22 protein-coding genes are annotated in these 23149 nt (G+C 72.9%); 9 read left to right on the top strand and 13 right to left on the bottom strand.

Annotated features, from left to right (window positions below; genetic code table 11):
- The first annotated feature begins 108 nt into the window (after positions 1-108).
- The 3 genes from F563_RS21990 to F563_RS0108025 are packed head-to-tail and all read left to right on the top strand — an operon-like array spanning position 109 to position 3192.
- Positions 109-1026 carry a potassium channel family protein gene (locus F563_RS21990; protein WP_019014147.1) on the top strand — a complete coding sequence of 306 codons (918 nt, stop codon included), beginning with the start codon at positions 109-111 and terminating at the stop codon, positions 1024-1026.
- A gap of 55 nt (positions 1027-1081) precedes the next feature.
- Positions 1082-2041, top strand: a complete 960-nt coding sequence (locus F563_RS0108030; RefSeq protein ID WP_019014146.1) for an NAD-dependent epimerase/dehydratase family protein — start codon at positions 1082-1084, stop codon at positions 2039-2041.
- A gap of 11 nt (positions 2042-2052) precedes the next feature.
- The gene (locus tag F563_RS0108025; RefSeq protein ID WP_019014145.1) at positions 2053-3192 is read left to right on the top strand and encodes a DegT/DnrJ/EryC1/StrS family aminotransferase; all 1140 of its coding nucleotides are present in this window, start codon (positions 2053-2055) and stop codon (positions 3190-3192) included.
- Between the two features lie 3 nt (positions 3193-3195).
- On the opposite strand, the gene F563_RS0108020 is transcribed toward F563_RS0108025, so the two are convergent.
- Positions 3196-4803: a GMC family oxidoreductase gene (locus F563_RS0108020; protein WP_019014144.1), complete on the bottom strand. Its 1608-nt coding sequence runs from the start codon at positions 4801-4803 to the stop codon at positions 3196-3198.
- Positions 4804-4901: 98 nt separating this feature from the next.
- On the opposite strand from F563_RS0108020, the gene F563_RS0108015 reads away from it, so the two are divergent.
- Positions 4902-7679, top strand: coding sequence for a phosphoenolpyruvate carboxylase (locus F563_RS0108015; protein ID WP_019014143.1), 2778 nt, complete (start codon positions 4902-4904; stop codon positions 7677-7679).
- Positions 7680-7723: 44 nt separating this feature from the next.
- Here the strand turns inward: F563_RS0108015 and F563_RS0108010 are convergent, their stop codons facing one another.
- From F563_RS0108010 to F563_RS0107990, 5 genes are all read right to left on the bottom strand, one after another.
- Complete coding sequence (locus F563_RS0108010; RefSeq protein WP_019014142.1) at positions 7724-8983, bottom strand: hypothetical protein; 1260 nt, start codon at positions 8981-8983, stop codon at positions 7724-7726.
- A complete protein-coding gene (locus tag F563_RS0108005; RefSeq protein ID WP_019014141.1) occupies positions 8980-10101 on the bottom strand; it encodes a hypothetical protein in 1122 nt (373 codons plus the stop codon). The genes F563_RS0108010 and F563_RS0108005 overlap by 4 nt, the downstream gene beginning before the upstream one ends.
- A gap of 89 nt (positions 10102-10190) precedes the next feature.
- Positions 10191-10979 (bottom strand): enoyl-CoA hydratase/isomerase family protein, encoded by a 789-nt coding sequence (locus tag F563_RS0108000; RefSeq protein ID WP_019014140.1) that lies wholly within the window; start codon positions 10977-10979, stop codon positions 10191-10193.
- Between the two features lie 11 nt (positions 10980-10990).
- A complete protein-coding gene (locus tag F563_RS21985; RefSeq protein WP_019014139.1) occupies positions 10991-11635 on the bottom strand; it encodes a DNA-3-methyladenine glycosylase family protein in 645 nt (214 codons plus the stop codon).
- A 52-nt stretch (positions 11636-11687) separates the two neighbouring features.
- Positions 11688-12197, bottom strand: coding sequence for a hypothetical protein (locus F563_RS0107990; protein ID WP_026299416.1), 510 nt, complete (start codon positions 12195-12197; stop codon positions 11688-11690).
- Between the two features lie 190 nt (positions 12198-12387).
- Between F563_RS0107990 and F563_RS0107985 the strand changes: the two genes are divergently transcribed.
- Both F563_RS0107985 and F563_RS0107980 read left to right on the top strand, forming a co-directional pair.
- Positions 12388-13110, top strand: coding sequence for a response regulator (locus F563_RS0107985; protein WP_019014138.1), 723 nt, complete (start codon positions 12388-12390; stop codon positions 13108-13110).
- The gene (locus F563_RS0107980) at positions 13107-14441 is read left to right on the top strand and encodes an ATP-binding protein (RefSeq protein WP_019014137.1); all 1335 of its coding nucleotides are present in this window, start codon (positions 13107-13109) and stop codon (positions 14439-14441) included. Before F563_RS0107985 ends, F563_RS0107980 begins: the two co-directional genes overlap by 4 nt.
- 8 nt (positions 14442-14449) lie before the next feature.
- On the opposite strand, the gene F563_RS0107975 is transcribed toward F563_RS0107980, so the two are convergent.
- The 3 genes from F563_RS0107975 to F563_RS0107965 all read right to left on the bottom strand — a co-directional run bounded on the left by F563_RS0107975 (position 14450) and on the right by F563_RS0107965 (position 16807).
- Positions 14450-15118, bottom strand: a complete 669-nt coding sequence (locus F563_RS0107975) for an aspartate/glutamate racemase family protein (protein WP_019014136.1) — start codon at positions 15116-15118, stop codon at positions 14450-14452.
- 2 nt (positions 15119-15120) lie between these two features.
- Positions 15121-15555 carry a hypothetical protein gene (locus tag F563_RS0107970; RefSeq protein ID WP_019014135.1) on the bottom strand — a complete coding sequence of 145 codons (435 nt, stop codon included), beginning with the start codon at positions 15553-15555 and terminating at the stop codon, positions 15121-15123.
- A gap of 64 nt (positions 15556-15619) precedes the next feature.
- Positions 15620-16807, bottom strand: coding sequence for an MFS transporter (locus F563_RS0107965; RefSeq protein WP_019014134.1), 1188 nt, complete (start codon positions 16805-16807; stop codon positions 15620-15622).
- 127 nt (positions 16808-16934) lie between these two features.
- Here F563_RS0107965 and F563_RS0107960 point away from each other — a divergent pair, with 127 nt between their 5' ends.
- Positions 16935-17525 carry a YqaA family protein gene (locus F563_RS0107960; protein ID WP_019014133.1) on the top strand — a complete coding sequence of 197 codons (591 nt, stop codon included), beginning with the start codon at positions 16935-16937 and terminating at the stop codon, positions 17523-17525.
- A 65-nt stretch (positions 17526-17590) separates the two neighbouring features.
- Here the strand turns inward: F563_RS0107960 and F563_RS0107955 are convergent, their stop codons facing one another.
- Both F563_RS0107955 and F563_RS0107950 read right to left on the bottom strand, forming a co-directional pair.
- Positions 17591-18214, bottom strand: coding sequence for a PEP-CTERM sorting domain-containing protein (locus F563_RS0107955; protein ID WP_211211405.1), 624 nt, complete (start codon positions 18212-18214; stop codon positions 17591-17593).
- Between the two features lie 219 nt (positions 18215-18433).
- A complete protein-coding gene (locus tag F563_RS0107950; protein ID WP_019014131.1) occupies positions 18434-20317 on the bottom strand; it encodes an AMP-binding protein in 1884 nt (627 codons plus the stop codon).
- 137 nt (positions 20318-20454) lie between these two features.
- Here F563_RS0107950 and F563_RS0107945 point away from each other — a divergent pair, with 137 nt between their 5' ends.
- A complete protein-coding gene (locus F563_RS0107945; RefSeq protein WP_019014130.1) occupies positions 20455-20664 on the top strand; it encodes a hypothetical protein in 210 nt (69 codons plus the stop codon).
- 165 nt (positions 20665-20829) lie between these two features.
- Positions 20830-21555 (top strand): 3'-5' exonuclease, encoded by a 726-nt coding sequence (locus F563_RS21980; RefSeq protein WP_019014129.1) that lies wholly within the window; start codon positions 20830-20832, stop codon positions 21553-21555.
- Between the two features lie 6 nt (positions 21556-21561).
- Here F563_RS21980 and hemW read toward each other — a convergent pair whose 3' ends face one another.
- Both hemW and F563_RS0107930 read right to left on the bottom strand, forming a co-directional pair.
- Positions 21562-22740, bottom strand: coding sequence for a radical SAM family heme chaperone HemW (hemW, locus tag F563_RS0107935; RefSeq protein ID WP_019014128.1), 1179 nt, complete (start codon positions 22738-22740; stop codon positions 21562-21564).
- Positions 22741-22852: 112 nt separating this feature from the next.
- Complete coding sequence (locus F563_RS0107930; protein WP_019014127.1) at positions 22853-23122, bottom strand: hypothetical protein; 270 nt, start codon at positions 23120-23122, stop codon at positions 22853-22855.
- Positions 23123-23149: the final 27 nt, after the last annotated feature.

Raw genomic sequence — 23149 nt, 5'->3', positions numbered from 1 at the left:
CGCGCTCGGGGCCCGTGCTGGAGTGGCGAAGCTGGAACCACCGCTGCGGCACGGTGTGCCGCGGATCCCACGCATCGGCCTTCGACCACCCGGAGGTCGGACGGACCCGTGAACCGCACGGCCAGGATCGATCGGCGCTGGTGGCGCGCGGTCGCCTTCACGGCGGCGCTCGCGCTGCTGGTCGGCGTTGCCGCGCGGCCCAGCGACCCGAGCTTCGCGGCCCTCCTGCTTGCGACCGCGGCAGCCGGCTTCGGCTTCTTCTACGTCCTGTTCCCCGGCGGGCTGCATTTCGCGGTCGCGCTGGCGAACGGGCTCGCGGTCTACGCGACACTGTTCACCTTCTTCTCCGAAAGCAACTTCGCGCACGTGCGCACCCCGGTCGGCTATCTCGGCTTCATCCTGCCCGTGCTTGCCTTCCTTGCCTCCGCCGGGCGCCACCGGGCCACGCTCGCTGCCTTGGTCGCGAGCGAACGGCTGCGCGAGACGGCCCATTTCCCGCGCCTGCTCGCCTGGCTGGTGCCGATCACGCTCATCGGCGCCGCCAGCTTCGCGGTGCCGGAGGTCGCGCCTGGCCGCGCCGCGGAGGAGGCGATCCTGCTTGTCGCCATGGCGGCGGTCTCGCTCGTGGTCGCGGCGGCGAGCCGCGACGTCGTCGCCTTCCTGCTGGATGCCTCGCTGCTGTTCGAGACGTTCTTCGCCCGTATCCGGCGCCTGCTGATCCCGACCTTCGCCTTCCTGACCCTCTATTCGCTGCTGGTGATCGTCTTCGCCTGCATCTACCGGCTGGTCGACGAGGCGACCCCCGGTCCGCTGCTGAGCTTCGCCGGCCAGCCGCGCGAGATGAGCTTCGCCGAGGCGCTCTACTTCTCGGTCGTGACGCTCTCGACCATCGGCTATGGCGACGTCGTTCCCTTCGCCCCGGCGGCGCGCGCACTCGCCTCGATCCAGGCGGTCCTCGGCGTGCTGCTGCTGCTGTTCGGCTTCGCCGAGATCATGAGCGCGAGCCGCGGCCGCGACGAGCGCTGATGCGCCATCAATCGGCCATGCCGCCGTGGTGACTCCGGGCCGAGGGACGATGGGCATGGACTGGACGGGGGCCGGGGCTGTCATCACCGGCGGTGCGGGATTTCTCGGCTCGGCCTTGGCGCGGGCGCTGGTCGCGCGCGGCGCCCGCGTGACGGTGATCGACGCCTTCCTGCCCGAGACGGGCGCGAACGCGGCGAACCTGGAAGGGCTCGACCTGCGGGTGATCCGCGCCGATCTGCGGCACGACGCGCTGGAGGACGCGCTCGCCGGCGCGGCGGCGATCTTCCATCTCGCGGCGCAGACCTCGCACATGGGCAGCCAGGCCGATCCGCGCGGCGATCTCGCGCAGAACGCGGATGCGACGCTGCGGCTGATCCTGGCCGCGCGGACGGCCGCGCCGGCGGCGCGGGTGGTGCACGCCTCGACGCGCCAGCTCTATGGCCGGCCGCGCGCGCTGCCCGTCAACGAGGACCATCCGATCGACCCGCCCGACGCCAATGCGGTGAGCAAATGGGCGGCCGAGCAGTACTGGCTGCTGGAGCGCAAGGTGCATGGCCGGCCGGTGGTCTCGCTGCGCCTCACCAACTGCTACGGGCCGGGGCTCAGGGTGAAGGACCACCGCCAGACCTTCCTCGGCCTCTGGGTGCGGCGCGTGCTGGAGGGCGAGGCGTTCGAGGTCTGGGGCGGCGAGCAGACGCGCGACCTCGCCTATGCCGATGACGTGGCGGAAGCCTTCCTGGCTGCGGCGGATGCGCCGGCGGGCGCCTACAATCTCGGCGGCGCGCCGCCCGTCTCGCTCCGCGATCTCGCCGAGGCACTGGTCGCGGCGAACGGCGGCGGGCGCTATGTCGTGAAGGACTTCCCGGCCGACCGGGCGAAGATCGACATCGGCAGCTATGTCGCCGACGACTCCCGCTTCCGCGCCGCCACCGGCTGGATGCCGCGCGTGAAGCTCGACGACGGGCTCCGCCGCACGCTCGCCTGGTTCCGCCCACGTCTCGACCGCTATCTCTGAAAGACCGTGTCATGAACGTTCCGACCCCACCCGTCACCGTGCCGCAGGCCGATCCCGGCGCGTCCTACCGCGCGCTGAAGGCGTCGATCGATGCGGCGGTCGCGCGCGTGCTGGAGTCCGGCTGGTACATCCTCGGCCGCGAGTGCGCGGCCTTCGAGGAGGCGTTCGCGCGCTGGCAGGGTGCCGCGCGCGCGATCGGCGTCGCGAACGGCACCGACGCGCTGGCGCTGATCCTGCGCGGCCTCGGCATCGGCCCCGGTTCCGCGGTGGCGACCGTGTCGCACACGGCCGTGGCGACCGTCGCGGCGATCGAGATGATCGGCGCGACACCGGTGCTGATCGACATCGATCCGGCGACGTACACGATGGATCCGGCAGAGCTGGAGGCGGTGCTGCGCGACCCGCCCGCCGGGCTGCCGCCGATCCGCGCGGTGATCCCGGTGCATCTCTACGGCCAGCCCGCGGCGATCGCGGAGATCATCGCGATCGCGGATCGCCACGGCGCCTCCGTGATCGAGGATTGCGCGCAGTGCCACGGCGCGACGGTGGGCAACCGCAAGGCGGGCACGCTCGGCCGCGCCGCCGCGTTCAGCCTCTATCCGACCAAGAACCTCGGCGCGCTCGGCGATGGCGGTGTGCTGACGACCGACGATACGGCGCTCGCGGACAGGATCGCGGCGCTGCGACAGTACGGCTGGAAGGAGCGCTACATCAGCGACCTCGCGGGCGTGAACTCGCGGCTCGACGAGGTGCAGGCGGCGATCCTGGCCGTGAAGCTCGCGCATCTCGATGCGGCGAATGCACGTCGGCAGGCGATCGCCGCGCGCTACGACGCGGCGCTCGCGGGCACAGGTTTCTCCCCGCCGGCGCGCCGGCCCGGCACGACGCATGTCTTCCATCAATACGTGATCCGCTGCGCCGACCGCGCTGGCGTGCAGGCGCAGTTCCGCGCGCGCGGCATCGGCACCAACGTGCACTATCCGATGCCGGTGCACGCCCAGCCGGCCTATCGCGGGCGCGTCGCCCTCGGCCCCGCCGCCTGCCGCGAGACGGAACGCGCAGCCGCCGAGGTGCTCAGCTTGCCGATGTTCCCGGAACTGACCGACGCGCAGGTCGATCAGGTCTGCGCCGCGATCCGCGCGCTCGGCTGACGGTCAGCCGCGCGCATCCTCGCGGATCATCGCGGACGCCCGCTCCGCCACCATCAGCACCGCCGGCTGGATGTTGGACGACGGCACGAGCGGGAACACGCTCGCATCCACCACGCGCAGCCCCGCGACACCCTTCACCCGCAGCCGCGTGTCGAGCGGCGCCGCGTCATCGTCGCCCATCCGCACCGTTCCGCAGGGGTGATAGACGGTCGAGGCGGCCGAGCGCACCCAGTCCGCGATCGCGGCATCGCTCGCCACGGCGCGGCCTGGCAGCAGCTCCTCCTCTACGAGCCCGGCAAGCGGCTGGCTGGCGACGATCCGGCGCGTGAGCTTCACGCCCTCTACGGTGACATGCAGGTCGTTGGGTGCGGTGAGGTAGTTCGGGATGATGCGCGGCGGCGCTTCCGGATCGGCCGAGGCGAGCGTGATCTCGCCGCGGCTGTCGGGCCGGCACTGCCCGACCACGAAGGCGATGCCGGGATGCGGATGCAGCCCCTCGGCCAGGGTGGTGAAGCTGAAATTGATGAACTGGATCTGCAGGTCCGGCTCCTCGGCGCCGGGGGTGACGCGGGCGAACAGCGACGCCTCCGAGGCGCCGACCGCGAGCGGGCCGCGCCGCGCGAACAGCCAGCGCGCGCCCATGCGCAGATAGCCGAGCCACGAGGCGGTGTACTCGTTCATCGTGCCGGCCGCGCGCGTGCGGAACGGCATGCGCACCACGAGATGGTCCTGGAGGTTGCGCCCGACCCCGCGCGCGTCGAGCACCGGCGCGATGCCGAACGCCGCCAGCGTCGCCGCGTCGCCGATACCCGACAGCATCAGCAGCTTCGGGCTCTCGATCGTACCGGCGCTCACGATCACCTCGCGCCGCGCCGCCCAGCGCGCCGCCCCGCCCGGTCCGCGGCCTTCCACCGCGCGCGCCCGGCCCTCGGCGATCGCGATGCGATGCGCGCGCACGCCGGTCAGCACGCGCAGGTTCGGCCGCGACCGCGCCGGCTTCAGATAGGCGCGCGCCGAGCTGATGCGCCGCCCGCCGCTCACGTTCAGCGGGTTGGGCGCGACGCCTTCGTACCAGGCGCCGTTGAAGTCCGGGCAGGCCGGCTGCCCTGCCGCTTGGCACGCGGCGACGAAGGCGCGTCCGGCCGGCGAGAGGTCGCGCGTGGGCCCGTTGCGGATCGGCCCCTCCGTGCCGTGCAGCGCCGACGGCGGCCCTTCCCAGGTCTCGATCGCCTTGAAGGCGGGCAGGCACGCCTCGTAGGACCAGCCGCGCGCGCCCGCCTGCGCCCAGCGGTCGTAGTCGCGGGGGCTGCCGCGCAGGAACACGAGCCCGTTGATCGAGCCCGACCCGCCCAGCACCTTGCCGCGCGGCCACTTGATGCGCCGGTCGTGCAGTTCCGGATCGGGCTCGGTCTCGTATTTCCAGTCGAACTGGCCCGAGATGAACAGCTTGGCATAGCCGGCCGGGATGTGGATCCAGTGGTGCCGGTCCTCCGGCCCGGCCTCGAGCAGCGTCACCGTCACCGACGGATCCTCGGAGAGCCGCGCGGCCAGCACGCAGCCCGCGCTGCCGCCGCCGACGATCACGTAGTCCGACTCGGAACCCTCGCTCACGCTGCCCTCCGCCTGTGGCGCGCGAACGGTATCGGCGTGCGGTCCGGGGTCAACGGGTGCTGGCATTCGCCGCCTTCGCAGGTGCACAATGCCCTCCCGTGGACACCGCCCCGACCCCCTTTCTCGATGCCGCGGTCGAGGACCTGCTCGGGCTGACCGCGCGCGCGCGCGCCGCCGCCGCGACCGATCCGTTCGGCAACCCGGTGCTGTCCGTCGCCCTCGGCATCAGCCGGCGGATCGACGACGGCGCGCTGAACGAGGCCTCGCTCGCCGCGGCGCTGCGCCGGCTGGCCGACGAGGCGTTCCGCGACCGGGCCCAGCGTCTCGCGCGCTATGTCGGCGAGACCGGAACCGATCAGTTCGATCGCATTGCCGCGCGCATCGTCCGCCCAGACCCCGCCGACAGCCCGGTGCCCTGGGCCGGTTTCCGAGCCGCGGTCGAGCGCCCGCGCTATGCGGCGGTGTTCACCGCGCACCCGACCTTCTCCATGCCGTTCCCTGCGGCCGCCTTGCTCGCGCGCGCCGCGCATGACGAGAGCGCGTGCCACGCCGCGCCGCCGGCGCACCGCCCCGCGCCGATCACGCTGGAGGAGGAGTTCGCCCAGGCCGCCGGCGCGATCGCGCATGCGCGCGATGCGATCGATGCGCTGGTCTCCGCCCTGGTCGCCGCGGCGCGGCGGACGTGGCCCGATCGCTGGATGGCGCTCAACCCCACGCCGGTGCTGGTGGCCTCCTGGGTCGGCTACGACACCGACGGGCGCACCGATATCGGCTGGGCCGACACGATCCGCTTCCGTCTGCGCATGAAGGCGATGGGGCTGGCGCGGCTCGCCGCCGCCGTCCCGCCCGGCCCGCTTGCGGACACGCTCGCCGCCGCGCTGGCCGAGACCGACCGGCAGCTCACCCTCTGCCCCGTCGGCACGACGCCCGAGCCGGAGGAGGTGCAGCGTTTCGCTCGCGCCCTGATCGCCGGGCGCGAGACCGCGCTGACCGGGATCGAGGCCGTGCAGGCCCAGTTCGACGCTGCGATCGCCGAGGCCGACGAGGCGGCGCGGCTCGGGCTCGTGGTCGCGCGCGCCGGCCTCGTCTCGCACGGGCTGTCCCTGGCCCACACGCATGTGCGGCTGAACGCGCAGCAGGTGCACAACGCGCTGCGCCACCGCCTGGGCTTCGATGCCGCGCCGGAGGATCGCGCGCGCCGGCGCGGCCTGGTCGCCGCGATCAACGCGGCACTCGATTCGGTTGAGACCGTGCCGGTGGATTTCGGCGCCATCCTCGCCGAGCAGTCCTCCGCGGCGCGGCTGATGATGACGGTTGCGCAGATCCTGAAGCACATCGACGGGTCGCAGCCGATCCGGTTCCTGATCGCCGAGACCGAGACGGGCTACACGCTGCTCGCCGCACTCTGGCTCGCCCGCCGTTTCGGTGTGGAGGATCGGGTCGAGATCAGCCCGCTGTTCGAGACGCCCGAGGGGCTGGAGCACGGCGCGCGCGTGCTCGAGGAGGCGCTGCGTTCGCCTCATTTCCGCGCCTATCTCAGGCGTCTCGGACGGCTCTGCCTGCAATTCGGCTACTCGGACTCGGGGCGGTTCGTCGGCCAGCCCGCCGCCTCGTTCCTGATCGAGCGGCTGCGGCTGAAGCTCGCCGAGACGCTGCGCCGTTTCGATCTCGGCGGGCTCGACCTGGTGCTGTTCAACACCCATGGCGAGTCGATCGGCCGCGGGGCGCACCCGACCAGCCTCGCGGATCGGCTCGAATATCTCGCGCCCGTGCACTCGCGCGCGCGCTTCGCCGAGGCCGGGCTGTCGGTGCGCGAGGAGTCGAGCTTCCAGGGCTCGGACGGGTATCTGCTGTTCGGCACGCCGGCGCTCGCGACCGCCTCGGTGGCGCGGATCGCCGAGCACCTGTTCGTCCCGCCCGCGACGGCCGATGATCCGATCTACACCGAGGCCGATTACGCGGCCGAGTTCTTCGGCTCCATGCGCGCCGCCGTCGAGGCGCTGGTGCTCGATCCCGGCTATGCGGCGCTGCTCGGCGCGTTCGGCCCCGCGCTGCTCGATCCCACCGGCTCGCGCCCGGCCAAGCGCCAGACCGACGGGCTGGGCGGGCCGGCGATGATCAGCCATCCGCGCGAGCTGCGCGCGATCCCGAACAATGCGATCCTGCATCAGCTTGGCTGGCTCGCGAACACGCTGCACGGGCTCGGCCAGGCGATCGCGCGGGCACCGGAGACCTTCGCCGAGCTGCGCGCGAGGAGCCCTCGCTTCGGCCGTGCGATGGCGATGGCGGCGGCCGCGCGCGCGGCCGGCGATCTCGACATCCTGCGCGGCTATGTCGCGACCCTCGATCCCGGCACCTGGTTCGACCGTGCGCAGCGCTCGACCCGGCCCGGCCGGCGCGAGCAGCTCGCGGCGGTTGCCTCCGCCCTGGAAGCGCTCGACCTTGCCGCGCCGGTGCGGCGGCTGTTCCGCCGCCTCCAGGCCGACGGGCTCGCCCTCGATGCGGCGTGGCGCAGCGAGGGGGCGTCGGATCGGCTGGTGGCGATGCATGCGCTGCGCATCGCCGCGATCCACCGGATCTGGCTGCTCGCCGCGCGCATCCCCGATTTCAGCCCGCGCCACGGCGTCACGCGAGCAGCGCTGGTCGCGCGCATCCTGCGGCTCGATGTGCCGGCCGCTGTCGATTTCCTGGAGGACGTGTTCCCGTCGCTGCCCGATCCGGCCGCGGCGATGGAGTTCGGCGAGCCGGCCGGTCCGCGCGCGGCCACCACCTACGAGGCCGAGCACGCCGAGATCCTGGGCCCGATGCGGCGCTGGTTCGCGCTGGTGCGCGAAGGGTCGGCGGCGATCGCCCACGAGGTCGGATCGTTCGGATAGCGCAACGTCGAACCGGGCGAAGATGCGCGCTGGGCGCCTGCGCGTCAGCCGGCCTCGGTCAGCAGCGCCATCGCCTCGTCCGAGCCGAGCAGGATCTCGGCGAGCCGTGCGATCTCGGCCCGGCCGATCCCGCCGACGGACCCCTGTGCCGCGCTGCGCATCAGCGCGGCCACCGGCTGGCGCGCGGCCGCCAAGGCCTCCTTGAACGCCGAGGTCGCGCCAGTGAGCCGTCCGGCCGCCTCGATGCGCTTCGCGGCATGCGCCGCGGTCTCGAGCGCGCGCACGGCATCGGCCTCGGCGCTGCCTTGACGCGCCAGCGCGGTGAGCGGCGCGATCACGCTGTCGCGCACGGTGGCGGTGAACTGTCCGCCGAGGATGCGCCCGGCCTCGATCGCCAGCGCGTCGAAGCGCGGCATGCCTTCCAGGACCGAGACGATCGTCACGAGCCGCATCGCCGCCTGGCCGCGCCGTTCGGACGCGAGGCCGGGACCGGTCACCGGTGCCTCCAGATCGGCCTTCAGCGCGTCCGCCACTTCGCCGACCACGCCGAACACGGCCGGCCGGTCTAGCCTAGCGGCGATGTCGCGGATGATTCGCGTCACGGATTCCGGGAACTCGGAGCGGAACAGCATGGCCGCGGCGATCAGCCGGAAGAGGGCCGGGTCGCGCTGGACGCAGCCGACCAGCAGGCCACGATGCGGTGCCGTCGGCAGGGTGGGATCGAGGGCCACGCCGTTGCGCGGCAGCAGGGCCGCCGCCATCGCCTCGCCGAGCCGCATCAGCGGGAGGATCCGGGCGAGGCAATCGGCGAGCAGTTGCGCATCGTGGCCGGCGGCGGCGAGGGCCCGGCCGATGCCGCGCGGATCGTCGCGGAACGCCTCCAATGCCTCGACCGCGCCGGGCCAGAGCCGCCGCCCGACCGCCATGACGGCCGGGGTATCGTCGGCGCGCCGGCCCTCGGCAAGACGCTCGGCCTCCGTCCAGGCGGCGGGATCGATCCGTTCCCGCACCAGCGCGAACAGGGGCGACAGCACCGCGCGCGGCATGCGCAAGCCATCGCGCGGCACGATATCGCCGCCCGCGAGCAACCCCTCGAACGGCACCACCAGCGCGCGCTGCGGCGTGAGCGGCCGGGGGATGTGCAGCCCGGCGAGGCGGGGCCGTACGAGCTCGACCAGATCCTCGACCTCGGCGCGGCGCGGGTGGCGATCGATGACGGCGATCACCGCGCGCAGCCGTCCCTCCGGCGCGTTGCGCAGCGAGGTCGCGATCTCGGCGCGCACGGTGTCGGGTGCGATGGTCATGCGACGGTGCGCGCGAGCGCGCGTTCGTTACGGGCGATCACGTCGGCGTCGGCCAGCTCGGCGAGCCATTCCGCGCCGCGCACCACCTTGCGCGCGTAGTTCGGCGGCGCGACCGGCTGCACCGTGCCGCCGGTGACCTCGCGCGGGAGCATGGGCAGCAGCAGATGGATCTCGGGCAGGGCGTGGCGCTGGCTGCCGGGCGGCTGCTCGCCGGCGGTGTCCCAGATCGAGACGAGCGTGGCCCACCCGTCCAGCAGCCATTCGGCGCGCGTCAGCCGGGCCTTGGTGGCGGCGCGGTTCTCGCCCCAGGCCATCACGAGAGCCTGGGGCCGCGTCGCCTCGGCGCGCGCGCGGCCGAGCGCGTCCTCGGCGAGGGTGACGGTCATGTCGCCCACGCCGAGGATGGCGCGCACAGCATCGGGGTCGGCGCGCGTGTCCTCGGCCGCAAGCGTGCGGATTTCGGCGAGCAGGCGCCGCGCGGCGGCGAGGTCGCGCGGCGTCTGGGCCGGCCGGTCGGCCGCGCCGCCCATGCGGGCGAGCACGGTGGCGAGCTCCTCGAGCGTCTCGGCCATCACCCCCGGCGCGAGACCGAGGCGCGGCGCGATCGGCGCGAGCAGCGAGGGGGCAAGCTCGATCAGCTCCTGGCGCGAATGCGCCTTGGCGATCAGGTCGGAGCCGGCGAGGCCCGCCTGGCCGAGCAAGGTCGCGAGCAGGGTGGCGTAGCTGCCGCGCCACTCGCGCTCCTCGGCCTCGATCGCCGCGACGGCGGCGGCCTTCGCCGCCTGGCCGCCGTAGCCCTCGGCCGAGACCGTGCGGGCCGCACGGCGGATCTCCAGCGGGGTGATCGCGCCGGTCTCCTCGATCCGCTTGTAGACCAGCCGGTCATGCACGGTGACGCGCGCGAGCTCGACCACGCCGTCCCATGGCCCGACATACCAGCCGGGTCCGCCCGACGGGTTGCGCAGCACGACCTCGCGCGTCCCGCCGGCGCCGAGCCGGATCCGGGCCTGCTGGAGCAGCGGCGAGGTGAACGGAACCGTCGCGCCGCGTTCCAGGAACGTGGCGGGCTGGAAATCCGTCAGCAGGGCCCGCGGCGCGGCGGGAGCCGGGGAGGTCATGCGAAGGCGCGTCCCCAGGGCTGGAGGGATGCCGAACCGCCATCGTGCCACTGCGTGGTTAACGAGATGCTGCGGGCGCGATGCCCGGGTCAGCGCCCCTCGAACACCGGCTTCCGCTTCGCCAGGAACGCGCGATAGGCGTTCTGGTAGTCCTCCGTGCGGGTGAAGTCGTTCACGGCGGCCTCCTCCTCCGGCGTGATCGGCAGGGGGCCGCGCAGCCGCTGCATCGCGCGCTTGTGGAAGCGCGCCGAGAGGGGCGCGCCCTCAGAGATGCGTCGGGCGAGCGCCATCGCCTCCGCCTCGACCTGATCGTCGGGCACGACGCGCGACAGGAGCCCCTTCTGATACGCCTCGGTGCCGTTGAAGATGCGCCCCTCGATGAAGATCTCGGCCGCGACGGCATAGCCCGCGATCTGCAGCACCGGGTCCATCTCCGCGTAGGGGTACCAGATGCCGAGATTGCGCGCGGTGATGCCGAAGCGCATCGACTCGCCGCCGACGCGGAAATCGCACATGGTCGCGATCCCGGCACCCCCGCCGATGCACACGCCGCGGATCATGGCGACCGTCGGGTGACGGCACGTGCGGAGGTTCTGGAAGGTCTCGTGCAGCACCTCGCCGTAACGATCCTCCTTCTCGCGGCTGCCGCGCTCGACCTCGAAGGCGGAGATGTCGGCGCCGGCGCTGAACGCCTCGGCACCCGCGCCGCGCAGCACCACGCAGCGGAGCGTCTCGTCGTCGGAGAGCCGGCGCATCACGGCGCCGAGCGTGCGCCACATCGCCAGATCGAAGGCGTTGCGCTTGGCCGGACGGTCGAACACGACCACGGCGATCTCGGGCTCGGGGCGCTCGGTGCGGATATGCGGGCTCTCGTCCATGGTCGGTCCTTTCACGAATCGAACGCGGCACGCCCGTTGACGTGCCGCCAGTGGTGCCAGAGCAGGCGTGCGGCGAGGCCACGATACGGCGCCCAGGGCTCGGCCAGCGCGCGCAGCGCCTTCTCGCTCGGCCGTTCCGGCAGCCCGCGCAGGTCGGCGAGGCTCGCCGCGAGCGCGAGATCGGCGGCGGGGAAGACGTCGCGGCGCTGGAGCGCGAACAGCAGGTAGATCTCGGCCGACCAGCGCCCGAAGCCCTTCAGCGCCGCGATCGCGGCGATCGCCTCCTCGTCGGGCATGGCGGCGAGCGCGTCCGCATCGAGCCGGCCGTCGGCGAAGGCCTCGGCGAGGCCGCGCGCATAGGCGATCTTGGGGCGCGAAAGCCCGGCCTGACGCAGGGCGTCATCGGAGAGGGCGAGGAAGGCGCGCGGGCAGGGCGGTGTGGCGAGCAGCGCCCGCAGCCGGGCCCAGATCGCGGCGGCGGCGAGGTTGCTGATCTGCTGGCCGACGATCGCGGCGAGCAGGCCGGCGAAGCCCGCCTCGCGGGTGCGCCAGGGCAGAGGCCCGGCGCGGCGCTCGATCGCGGCGAGACCGGGCTCGCGGGCATAGAGCCGGCGCAGCGCGGCACGCTCGGCCGGCGGGAGAGGCGGGGCGGACACGCGGCGGAGACTGCCGCCGCGTGCCCCGGGCGTAAAGGTGGACCGGCCGCGATCAGCCGACGCGGCGGACGCGACCCGTGTTGCGGTCCATCTCGAAGGTGGCGATGACGCCACCATTGTCGGTGGTGAGCGTGAAGCGGGCGGTGCGGCTGCCCGCGTCCGTCACGTCGCCGATGCGCCAGTTGCGCTCGCCGAACCAGAGCAGGCCCGCTTCGGCGATCTTCTTCACGTCATCGTTGCTCAGGTTCTTGTTGTCGCGGTTGATGAAGAACCCGGCGAAGGGCCCGCCACGGTGGTGGTGCTGGCCGCGCTGCCAGCCGCGCTCGCCCCGCTCGCCGCGCATCGCGCCGCGGCCCTCGGCCCACGGGCCGCGCGGGCCGTCGCCACGCTCCATCATCATGCCCGGCCCGCCGCCGGCACCCGGTCCCATGCCCATGCCCATGCCCGGGCCGGGGCCAGGCCCGCCCTGGGCGAACGCGCCCATGCTGCCGGCGCCGTAGCCGACCAGCCCGGCCGTCGCCAGCCCGCCTGCCACCAACACCACCTTCAAGATCCGGCTCATTCTCGTCCTCCGTCGTGACCATCCCGGGATCGGGACCGCGGGCAGCTTCGCGCCGCTGGCTTGCGCGCGTGTGTCGGCCGGCCGGCCGAAGTGCCACGAAGTGTGACGAAGCGTGACAGGCCTGGACCCGGCAATCCGCCGCAACACTCCGGGCGTTGCCGCGGCGGCGCTCGCGCGTCACAACCGCCCCATGGCCGAGCCTGCACCGCACATCCTGGTGGTGGACGACGACCGCGAGATCCGCGACCTGCTGGCGCGGTTCCTCGAGAAGCACGGCTTCCGCGTCAGCACGGCGCGCGACGGACGCGAACTGCGCCGCGCCATCCCGAACGGCCACTATGCGCTCGTGGTGCTGGACCTGATGCTGCCGGGCGAGGACGGGCTCTCGTTGCTCCGCTGGCTGCGCGAGGCGCATGGACGGCTGCCGGTGGTCATGCTCACCGCAATGGGCGAGGAGACCGACCGGATCGTCGGGCTGGAGCTGGGCGCCGACGACTACGTGCCGAAGCCGTTCAACCCCCGCGAACTGCTCGCGCGCATCCGGGCCGTGCTGCGCCGGGCCGAGGGGGCGGCGCCCGAGGCGCCCGAGCCCGGTGCCACCTTCCGCTTCGCCGGCTGGACGCTGGAGACCGCGCGCCGCCGCCTGCTCGATCCGTCCGGCACCGAGGTCGCGCTGACGGGCGGCGAGTTCGACCTGCTGCGCATCCTCGCCGAGCGGGCGGGGCGGGTGCTGACGCGCGAGATGCTGATGGACCTGCTGCACGGCCGCTCGACCGGGCCGTTCGACCGCGCGATCGACGTCGCGGTCAGCCGGCTCCGGCGCAAGCTCGACGACGACGGCAAGGCGCCGGACCTGATCAAGACCGTGCGCGGCGGCGGCTATGTGCTGGCCGTGCCGGTGGAGCGGGTGTGAGGGTCCCGCTGCGCCTCTGGCCCGCCTCGATCGCGGGACGCACCTTCCTGGTGCTGCTGCTCGGGCTGTTCGCCGCCCAGGTGGTGGGCCTGACGATCCATGCCTTCGACCGCGTCGGGCTGCAGCGCGCAGCACAGGGGCGCGAGGCGATGGCGCGCACCTGGGCGCTCTGGCGCGCGGTGGTGACGGCGCCGCCCGCGCGTCGGGTTGAGGCGCTGGAGGCCGCCGACCTGCCGGAGGGATTCTCCGCCTCGATCGATCCGGTGCCGCTGGTGCGGCCGGGCACGCTGCCGCCAGGCCGGGCCGGCGAACGCTTCGCCGAGGCGCTCGGGCGGATGGGCGGGCCGCCGCGGATGCGCCCGCGCGAGGTCCTGGTCGGCGAGGGGCCCGGCGGGGCGATGGCGGCGGCGATCCGCCTGCCGGACGGGATGTGGCTGAACGTCGTCGCGCGCGCGCCACCGGCGCAGCCCTGGTCCTCGCCGACCTTCCTCGCGGCCCTCGCGGTGATGACGGCGGCGGTGGCGGGGCTGTCCTTCTGGGCGGTGCGGCGGCTGACCGCGCCGATCCGCGACCTCGCGGCCGCCGCCGAGCGGCTGGGGCGCGATGTCGGTGCCCCGCCACTGCCGGAGCGCGGCCCGCGCGAGGTGGCGCAGGCGGCGGCGGCGTTCAACACCATGCAGGACCGGATCCGCCGCTTCGTCGAGGACCGCACCACGATGCTGGCGGCGATCGGGCATGACCTGCGCACGCCGATCACGCGCATGCGGCTGCGCGCAGAGTTCGTCGAGGACGAGGGTCTGCGCGCGAAGATGCTCGCCGATCTCGCCGAGATGGAGGCGATGGTCGCAGCCACGCTCGCCTTCGCGCGCGACGATGCGGCCTCGGAGAAGGCGGTGCCGCTCGATCTCGCGGCGCTCCTGCGCACGGTGGCGGACGAGGCGAACGACGTCGCCGGACGCGACGTGGTCGCGCTGGAGGCGCCGGCCCATCGCACCGTGACGGCGCGGCCGGTCGCGTTGAAGCGGGCGCTCGGCAACCTGATCGGCAACGCGGTCGCCTATGCCGGGATGTGCCGGGTGCGGCTCGATCCGCCCACGGGCGGGACGATCCGGATCACCATCGAGGACGATGGCCCCGGCATTCCCGAGGACGAGCTGGAGCGGGTGTTCCAGCCGTTCCACCGCGTCGAGCGCAGCCGCTCGCGCGAGACCGGCGGCGCGGGGCTCGGCCTGCCGATCGCGCGCACGATCCTGCGCGCCCATGGCGGCGACTTGACGCTCGCGAACCGTCGCGGCGGTGGGCTGACGGCGACGGTGACGCTGCCGGCGTAGCGGCGCGCTCAGGCCCCGAGCAGCGACCGCAGCCGTTCGACCGCACTGTCGGGCGTTGTCAGCACGGGCCTGCCGGTGGCCTTGGCGACCGCCGGTGCCGCGCGCGCGAGGCTGAACTGAGCGAGGGCGATCGCCTCGCAGTCGCCGAGCCCTTGCGCGGCGTCCGCCGCGCGCGCGTCATGCGTGGCGCCGTCGCCCGCCTCCAGCGCCGCCATCGCCCCCTCGGCGAAGCCCTCGCGCAGGTCGAGCGCGATCCCGCGCGCGGAGGCGGCCGCGGCGAATTCCGGGCGCATCGAGTCGAAGGTCGGCCGGAACGTCGCGACCAGCCCGATCCGGCCCGAGGGTGCGGCCTCCAGCGCGGCGTCGATCATCGCCTCGTTCGGCTTCAGCACCGGGATGGTCGGATGCGCCGCCTTCACCGCCTCGATCGGCGGGCCGAAGGCCGAGCAGGTGAACAGGATCGCATCCGCCCCGGTGCGCCGCGCATAGGCGGCGAGATCGAGAAAACGCTGCGTGATCGCCGGCGTGATCATGCGCTCCCGCGCGAGGTCCGCCGAGAGGCTGTCATCCAGCAGGTTCATCAGGAACGGCTCGGGCCAGAGCCGCTGGAATGCCTCCATGATGGCGGGGGGCGAGAGACGCAGCGCGTGGATCAGGGCGATTCGGGGCGCCGCCATGGTCAGTGTCCGGCGCAGGAGACGAGGGGGGAGGGGAAATCGACGCAGCCCGGGAACGCGATCTCGCCACCCTCCAGCCGCTGCACGCGCAAGAGGTTCGGATCGCCGCCGCAGCCGAAGCCGACCCCGGCGGTCGCGCCGAGCGGCCCGCCGCTGCGCTGGACCGGGCGGAGTCGGATCTCCACGCCATTGGGTGTCGCGCGCACGGTCTCGATGATGCGCTGCTGGTAGAGCGGATCGAGCAGGGTGGTATGCAGGATGATGTCGCGGGTGAAGATCACGCTCGGCTGGGCGAGGCAGGTGGCCGGCGGACCGCCGCGTACGGGCGGGGTGTGCCCGCCGCTCCAGGCGCCGTAGAGCCAAGCGTGGGGCTCGGATTGCGCGGATGCGGCAAGAGGCGCGAGCAGGACAGCGACAGCGAGCAGGAAGCGGCGCAACGGAGATCCCCCGGACTGCGAGTCTGCGGCCCGACCCTAGCCGAGGCGCGGCCGGGGCGGAACCTCAGGCGGCGCGGGCCGCCACGGGGACGAGCGGGTCGCGCACGGGGATGTGCACGGCGGCGGCGAAGGCGCCGGCGAGGATGGCGATGATCCACATCAGGTCGTAGCTGCCGGTGCGGTCCCAGATCACGCCGCCGAGCCAGGCGCCCGAGAAGCCGCCGATCTGGTGGCCGAGGAAGACGAGGCCGAAGATCGTCGCCAGCCACTGCGTGCCGAAGCGCCGCGCCACCAGCGCGACCGTCGGCGGTACGGTCGAGAGCCAGAGCACGCCCATCGCCGCGCTGAACAGCATCAGCGTCAGCTCGGTCTTGGGCCCGACGAAGAACACGGTCATCACCACCGCGCGGCCGGCATAGATCAGCATCAGCAGCTCGCGCCGGCGCCATTTGCCGGTGAGCTCCCCCGAGAGCAGCGAGCCCGCGATGTTGAACAGGCCGATCAGGCTGATCGAAGTCGCGCCCCAGGACGGGTGCAGCCCGCAGGACGCGACGAAGCCCGGGATGTGCACGGTCAGGAACGAGACATGCACGCCGCAGACGAAGAAGCCCCAGAACAGGCACCAGAAATAGCCGGTCGAGAGCGCCTCCTTCAGCGCCACGCTGGCGCCGACCGGGCGGCCTTCGGTCGGCGGGGCGGGCCGGTCGGCGAGCGGCAGCGCGAGCGGGATCACCGCGATCGCCGTCGCCGCCATGGCGAACAGCGCGCCCTGCCAGCCGAAGGCGTCGATGCCGAGCTGCACCAGCGGCACGACCGAGAACTGGCCGAAGGACGAGCCCGCGGTCGCGAGCCCCGTGGCGCGCGCGCGCCAGTCCTGCGGCAACAGGCGCGACAGGCTCGCCATCACGATCGGGAACCCGGCGGCCGAGACCGCCACCCCCATCACCAGCCCGGCGCCGAGGAAGAACACCGCGAGCGAGGAGGCGAGCGCCATCACCAGGAGCCCGCCCGCATAGAGCAGCCAGCCGCCGATCAGCACGCGCTGCCCGCCGATCCGGTCGGCGACATTGCCGCACATCGGCTGGGAGACGCCGTTCAGCAGCACCTGGACCGCGATCGCGAGCGCGAAGGCCGAGGCGGTCCAGCCCTGGGCGGCTGTCATCGGGGCGAGGAACAGCCCGAAGCTCTGTCGCAGCCCCATCGAGAGCGCACAGAGGATCACGGCGCAGAGCAGCAGGAGCCGGACGGGCATGCGGCGGCGAGCCTAGCCGAGCGGTGAGACGCGTCCAATCGATAGCGGTGACGTGAGCCATGCGCCTTGCCGATGACACGGTCGCGTGGCATCCCGCGCCCGCCCTCTCGATCGACGCGGACCCGCCGTGGAACTGCCCTTCCTGCACACGCTCTATCGGCGCGTCCTGGCGCTCGCGGCCCATCCCCAGGCGCGGGTGTGGTTGTTCGTGATCGCCTTCGTCGAGTCCTCGGTCTTCCCGATCCCGCCCGACGTGATCCTCGCGCCGATGGCGGTGGCCCGGCCCGATCGCTGGCTGTCCTCGGCGCTGATCTGCACGCTGGGCTCGGCCTTCGGCGGCGTGGCGGGCTACCTGATCGGCTGGGGCCTGTTCGAGGCGATCGGCGTGCCGATCATCGAGCTCTACCGCATGCACGACGCCTATGAGCGGTTCCGCGCGCTCTACCTCGAATACGACTGGATGGTGGTGGCGATCGCCGGGTTCACGCCGATCCCGTACAAGCTCGCCACCATCGCCTCAGGCGCCGTGCAGATGGCGCTGGTGCCGTTCTTCGTCGCGAGCGTGCTGTCGCGCGGGGCGCGGTTCGTAATGGTCGCGCTGGTGGCGGCGAAGTTCGGGCCGCCGGTGCTGGCGGTGATCGAGAAGCGGCTGACGCTGTTCACGATCGCCTTCCTGGTGCTGCTGGTCGGCGGGTTCGTGTTCGTGCGCTATCTTTGACACGAAAAAGGCGGGCCTTCATGGCCCGCCTTCGTCGGATGTGCCTGACCGGTGCGGCGATCGTTTCAGTGCGCCGTGCGGGTGACGCGCCGGCTCCGCCGCAAGGCCGCGAGGCCCACGAGCCCTGCGCCGAGCAGCGCGAGGGTTGCCGGCTCCGGGACGGGCGTGTTCGTCACCAGCTTCTGTCCCTTCACCAGGCCCTGGCTGTTCGCCTGCGGCGTCAGCGCCAGCGGCACCCAGTACCCGGACAGGTCGGCCGATCCGAGCGCGGTCACGATCGAGTTCAGCGCGGTCTGCGTGGCGCTGTTGATCGTGCGCGCGAAGGCGCTGCCGTAGGCCACGTCCCAGATCGCCACCTGGTAGGCGGCGGACTTGGCCGCGGTCAGCGTGCTGTTCCCGTATTCGGTGATCGCCTGGTCGGCGAGCCAGTGGATCTGCTTCTGCTGGGTGAGCGTCAGCGGATAGTCCACCGGCGGGCCGGCCGGCGTGCTGTCGCCGGCGGAGGTGAGCGGACCCAGCCCATACACCGTCGGCTTCACGAGCACATTGAAAATGTCGACGCAGAAGGCGAGCCAGTCGCCGGCCGAGGTGTTCAGCTTGAACAGGCCGGCGCTGACGGTGCCGATCGCTCCGCTGGGCTGGGTGATCGTCACCGACTGGGACCCGGCCGCGAAGCTGTAGTTCGTCATGGTGATCGTGGACGCGGCCGCCGGACCCGCGGTTGCACTTACCCACAGCCCTGCCGCGACGGCGGCGGACGTGACCAAACGCATCATCATACCGAGTGCCCCCATCGAAAGGAAACCCAACCGCTCCCCCGCGGATACTCCGATCATTCCGTTGGACAGCGAAAAACGTCAAGTACATTTTTGGTCACAGGTTCTCTCTTTTGATACGTTTGTGGCCATTCACACAACCTGCCCGAGAATGCCTCGGATCTCCTCCAGGCTCGCCGGATCGTCGATGGTCGGCGGCACGACATAGTCCTGCCCGTCGGCGATCTTGCGGATGGTCGCGCGCAGCACCTTGCCCGAGCGCGTCTTCGGCAGGCGCGGCACCACGCGGGCGGTGCGGAACGCGGCGACGGGCCCGATCCGCTCGCGCACCATCGCCACGAGCTCCGCTTCCAGGGTCTTCTCGTCCTTGACGACACCCGCCTTCAGCACCACGAGGCCGAGCGGCGCCTGGCCCTTCAGCGCGTCCTTCACCCCCACCACGGCGCATTCGGCGACATCGGGGTGCGCGGCCAGCACCTCCTCCATCGCGCCGGTGGAGAGCCTGTGCCCCGCGACATTGATGATGTCGTCGGTGCGGCTCATCACCCAGACATAGCCGTCCTCGTCGATCATCCCGGCATCGGCCGTGGTGTAGTGGCCCGGGTGCTGGCTCAGATAGGCGTCGCGGAAGCCCTGGTCGTTGTTCCAGAGCGTCGGCAGGCAGGAGGGTGGCAGCGGCAGCCTGACGACGAGATCGCCGATCGTGCCGTGCGGCACCTCCCGCCCGGCCTCGTCGAGCACGCGCAGATCGAAGCCGGGGGAGGGCTTGCCGCCCGAGCCGGGCTTGACCGGGAACAGGCCGAGGCCGCGGAAGTCGCCGGTGATCGCCCAGCCCGTTTCGGTCTGCCACCAATGATCGATCACCGGCTTGCCGAGCAGTTTCTCCGCCCAGGTGACCGTGTCGGGGTCGCAGCGTTCGCCGGCGAGGAACAGCGCCTCGAGCCGCGAGAGGTCGTGGCGGGCCATGATCCGCCCGTCCGCATCCTCGCGCTTGATCGCGCGGATGGCGGTGGGCGCGGTGAACATCGCCTTCACGCCGTGCTGGGCGCAGACGCGCCAGAAGGCGCCGGCATCGGGCGTGCCCACGGGCTTGCCCTCGTAGACGATCGTGGTGCAGCCGGCGAGCAGCGGGCCGTAGACGATGTAGGAGTGCCCGACCACCCAGCCGACATCGGAGGCCGCCCAATAGACGTCGCCGGCGGCCACCCCGTAGAGCATCGACATCGAGTTCGCGAGCGCGACCGCGTGCCCGCCATTGTCGCGCACGATCCCCTTGGGCCGGCCGGTCGTTCCGGAGGTGTAGAGGATGTAGAGCGGATCGGTCGCCTCGACCGGCACGCAGGCGTGCGGCGCCGCGGCGGCCTCGGCGGCGCGCAGCTCCTCGTCGCGGCCGGGGGTCAGATCGCACACCCGCTCCGGCCGTTGGAGGATCAGGCAGAAATCCGGCTTGTGCGGGCTCAGCGCGATCGCGGCGTCCAGCAGCGGCTTGTAGGCGACGACCCGGCCCGGCTCGAGTCCGCACGAGGCCGAGACGATCGCCTTGGGCTTGGCATCCGCGATGCGGCTCGCGAGCTCGGCCGCGGCGAAGCCGCCGAACACCACCGAGTGGATCGCGCCCAGCCGCGCGCAGGCGAGCATGGCGATCACCGCCTCGGGCACCATCGGCATGTAGACGATCACCCGGTCGCCCTTCGCCACCCCGCGCGCGGCGAGCGCGCCGGCAAGCCGCGCCACCCGCTCGGTGAGCTCGGCGTAGGTGAACGACTCGATGCGCCCGGTCATCGCGCTGTCCCAGATCAGCGCGGGCTTGGTCCCGCGCCCGGCCGCGACATGCCGGTCGAGCGCGTTGAAGCAGGTGTTCAGCCGGCCGCCCGGGTACCAGCGGCCATAGACGCCGAGCGAGGGGTCGAAGGCGGCACGCGGGGGGCACTCCCAGTCGATCAGCCGCGCCCGGTCCCGCCACCAGCCAGCCGGATCCGACCGCCAGGCCGCATAGGTCGCCTCGTAGCCGCTCATGCCGTGCCGCCCCGCGCCGCTTCCTCGCCCGGCAAAGCCTGCGTCAAATCGGCCGGAGCGCGCAATGTCGGGACGCAACTGCCTTCCCGACGCGAGCGGAGCGCGGCAGAATACAATCGTAGGGGGAGAGGCAGGGCATGGCACACGAACCGCAGACACCGCCAGGACCGTCGCCGGACGGGCTGCTCGCCTGCCTGCGCGCCCTTGCCGAGGAGGCCGAGGCGCTCGGGCTCACGGCCACGCGTGATGCCATCCTGCGCGCGGCCGCGCGCCTTGTGCGCGAGGCGTCCGAGCGCCTGCCGGATCACCCGGGCACGGCCCGCCTGCTGGGCTGCGGGCTGCACTGAGGCGGAAGGGGCGTCCGCCGATCGTCGGGCGCAGCCCCGGTCTGCTGAAGCGCGCCCGCGGCGCTGCGTTCGTTCCCGGGCAGCCGACAGGTTCGCTAGAGTAGCCGCCGGAGGCCCGTGCGGCCGCGGGACTCTGGTGCGCGCTGCCGATGGGGGGACGGACGCATGGGCGAGGGGCTTGGCGGCTGGCTGCGGCGGCTGATGCAAGCGACCGCGGCGCAGCTGCTGGCGCCGCACCCCGATGAGCGCCGCCGCCGGCTGGTCGAGGGGCTGCGCCTGCCGGAGGGCCCGCTCGCCGCCTGCCGCTACGTCGTGTTCGACCTGGAGACGACCGGGCTCCGGCCCTCGCGGGGTGACCGCATCGTCTCGATCGGCGCCGTGCGGCTCGAGCACGGGCAGGTGAACGAGGCCGACCATTTCGCCACCTTCTGCCACCCGGGCCGCCCCATCCCGCCGGCGAGCACCGCCATCCACGGCATCACGGATTCGATGGTGCGCGACGCCGTCGCCTGGCCCGAGGCGGTGGCGGCGTTCCGCGCCTATGTCGGCGATGCCGTGCTGGTGGCGCACAATGCCGCCTTCGATCTCACCTGCCTGCATTGCGCCGAGACGCGCGCGGGCGTCGTGTTCGACATGCCTGTGCTGTGCAGCCTGCGCCTGTCGCAGTGGCTCGATCCCGAACAGACCGACCACAGTCTCGATGCGCTGGCGGCACGGTGCGGGCTGGTCGTTGCCGGCCGACACGATGCGCTCGGCGATGCGATCGCCACGGCGCATGTGTTCGCGGACATGTTGCGCCGCGCCGAGCTGTCCGGCGTGCGCGACCTCGAGGATCTGATGCGCCGCACCCGCATGCGCGAGGCGATCGCCGCGGCTGCGGCGCAGTTCTGAGCCGCGTCAGCGGACCAGTACCGGCAGCAGCGCATCCAGGCGGAGCCGCCCCGCCCGCGTGGCCACCCAGCCGCCGGCATCCGTGCGCGCGACCAGCCCCTCTGCCTCGGCGGCGGCCAGAGCGTCCGGCTCCAGCGCGGCGTCCAGAGCGATGCCCGTACGCGCACGGAAATGCGCCGGTTCCACCCCGACCGCGAGCCGCAGCCCCATCAGCAATGCCTCGCGCGCGCGCGTCTCGGGCGCGAGCGGCTCCTCCTCGCGCACGCCGTGGCCCTGCCGCTCCACCGCCTCGGCCCAGGCCTCGGGGGCGCGCACGCGTGTGGTGGCGGTCGGCGCGCCTTGGACGGGGATGCGCCCATGCGCGCCCGGGCCGATGCCGGCGTAGTCGTCGTAGCGCCAATAGGCGAGGTTGTGCCGGCTCTCAGCACCCGGCACAGCGTAGTTCGAGACCTCGTAGGGCGCGAGCCCGGCGCGGACGGCCTCGGCCTCGGTCGCCTCGTAGAGCGCGGCCTGCGTCTCCTCGTCGGGCAGCACGAGTTCGCCGCGCGCGGCAAGGCGCGCGAAGGGCGTGCCCGGCTCGATCGTGAGCTGGTAGAGCGAGAGGTGATCGAGTCCGAAGCCGAGCGCGCGGCGGAGTTCCCCGCGCCACGCCGCGACCGTCTGGCCCGGACGCGCGTAGATCAGGTCGAACGAGGCGCGCGGGAACAGCGCGCGTGCCGTTTCGAGCGCGGTGAGCGCCTGCGCGGCGGTGTGGCGGCGGCCGAGGAAGGCGAGGGCCACGTCGTCGAGCGCCTGGATGCCCATCGAGATGCGGTTCACGCCGGCGTCGCGGAAGCCGGCGAGCTTGCCCGCCTCGACGCTGGTCGGGTTCGCCTCCAGCGTGATCTCGGGCATGGCTGTTGGCGGGAAGGCGCGCATCGCCGCCTCGATCAGCGCGGCGACGGTGGCCGGCGACATCAGCGAGGGCGTGCCGCCGCCGAAGAAGATCGAGGCGAGCGGGCGCGGGCCGAGCCGCGCGGCCTCGTAGGCGAGATCGGCGAGGAGAGCGTCGCGGAACCGCGCCTCGTCGATCCGCTCGCGCACATGGGCGTTGAAGTCGCAGTACGGGCAGCGGCTGAGGCAGAACGGCCAGTGGATGTAGAGCGCGAGCGGGTCGGCGTGCCCGTCAGCCGGCTCCTCTCCCACCAGGGCGGGAGACGGAACCCTGTCGGATCGTTGCGTTCCCGCTCCCGCATGCGGGAGAGGGACAGGGTGAGGGCGGTTCACGCCACCGATCGTTCCCGCACTGGGCCGTTCATCAGGAGAACTTGAAGGCCGAGGGCGTCTGCCCGCCCTCCGGCGCCGCCTGCGCCTTTGCCGCCTCCTGGATCCGCTCCTGCACCTGCTTGACCAGATTGGCCATCGCGTTCGCTGTGCCGGCGATCTGCGCGAGCGGCAGAATGAGCTGACCGCACGCCACGGCCTTGCCGTCGCCCATCACCTGGCCGAGCGTGATCCGCACCACGCCATGCGTGACGTTCGCTTCGATGATGCCGTCGCAGAACAGCGTGGGCAGACGCTCGGCCATGGCGGACACTCCTGATCGTCGGGGCGG

The organism is Elioraea tepidiphila DSM 17972, from assembly GCF_000378465.1.
GTDB classification, from domain to species: domain Bacteria; phylum Pseudomonadota; class Alphaproteobacteria; order Acetobacterales; family Acetobacteraceae; genus Elioraea; species Elioraea tepidiphila.
The sequence above is the reverse complement of the archived record's forward strand: the minus strand, read 5'-3'. Positions and strand labels throughout refer to the sequence as shown.

Coding starts and splice junctions, on each gene's coding strand:
- F563_RS0108030 (WP_019014146.1), top strand. CDS start 1,082: ATGGACTGGACGGGGGCCGGGGCTGTCATCACCGGCGGTGCGGGATTT.
- F563_RS0108025 (WP_019014145.1), top strand. CDS start 2,053: ATGAACGTTCCGACCCCACCCGTCACCGTGCCGCAGGCCGATCCCGGC.
- F563_RS0108010 (WP_019014142.1), bottom strand. CDS start 8,983: ATGACCATCGCACCCGACACCGTGCGCGCCGAGATCGCGACCTCGCTG.
- F563_RS0108005 (WP_019014141.1), bottom strand. CDS start 10,101: ATGACCTCCCCGGCTCCCGCCGCGCCGCGGGCCCTGCTGACGGATTTC.
- F563_RS0108000 (WP_019014140.1), bottom strand. CDS start 10,979: ATGGACGAGAGCCCGCATATCCGCACCGAGCGCCCCGAGCCCGAGATC.
- F563_RS0107990 (WP_026299416.1), bottom strand. CDS start 12,197: ATGAGCCGGATCTTGAAGGTGGTGTTGGTGGCAGGCGGGCTGGCGACG.
- F563_RS0107985 (WP_019014138.1), top strand. CDS start 12,388: ATGGCCGAGCCTGCACCGCACATCCTGGTGGTGGACGACGACCGCGAG.
- F563_RS0107975 (WP_019014136.1), bottom strand. CDS start 15,118: ATGGCGGCGCCCCGAATCGCCCTGATCCACGCGCTGCGTCTCTCGCCC.
- F563_RS0107965 (WP_019014134.1), bottom strand. CDS start 16,807: ATGCCCGTCCGGCTCCTGCTGCTCTGCGCCGTGATCCTCTGTGCGCTC.
- F563_RS0107955 (WP_211211405.1), bottom strand. CDS start 18,214: ATGACGAACTACAGCTTCGCGGCCGGGTCCCAGTCGGTGACGATCACC.
- F563_RS0107950 (WP_019014131.1), bottom strand. CDS start 20,317: ATGAGCGGCTACGAGGCGACCTATGCGGCCTGGCGGTCGGATCCGGCT.
- F563_RS0107945 (WP_019014130.1), top strand. CDS start 20,455: ATGGCACACGAACCGCAGACACCGCCAGGACCGTCGCCGGACGGGCTG.
- F563_RS21980 (WP_019014129.1), top strand. CDS start 20,830: ATGGGCGAGGGGCTTGGCGGCTGGCTGCGGCGGCTGATGCAAGCGACC.
- F563_RS0107930 (WP_019014127.1), bottom strand. CDS start 23,122: ATGGCCGAGCGTCTGCCCACGCTGTTCTGCGACGGCATCATCGAAGCG.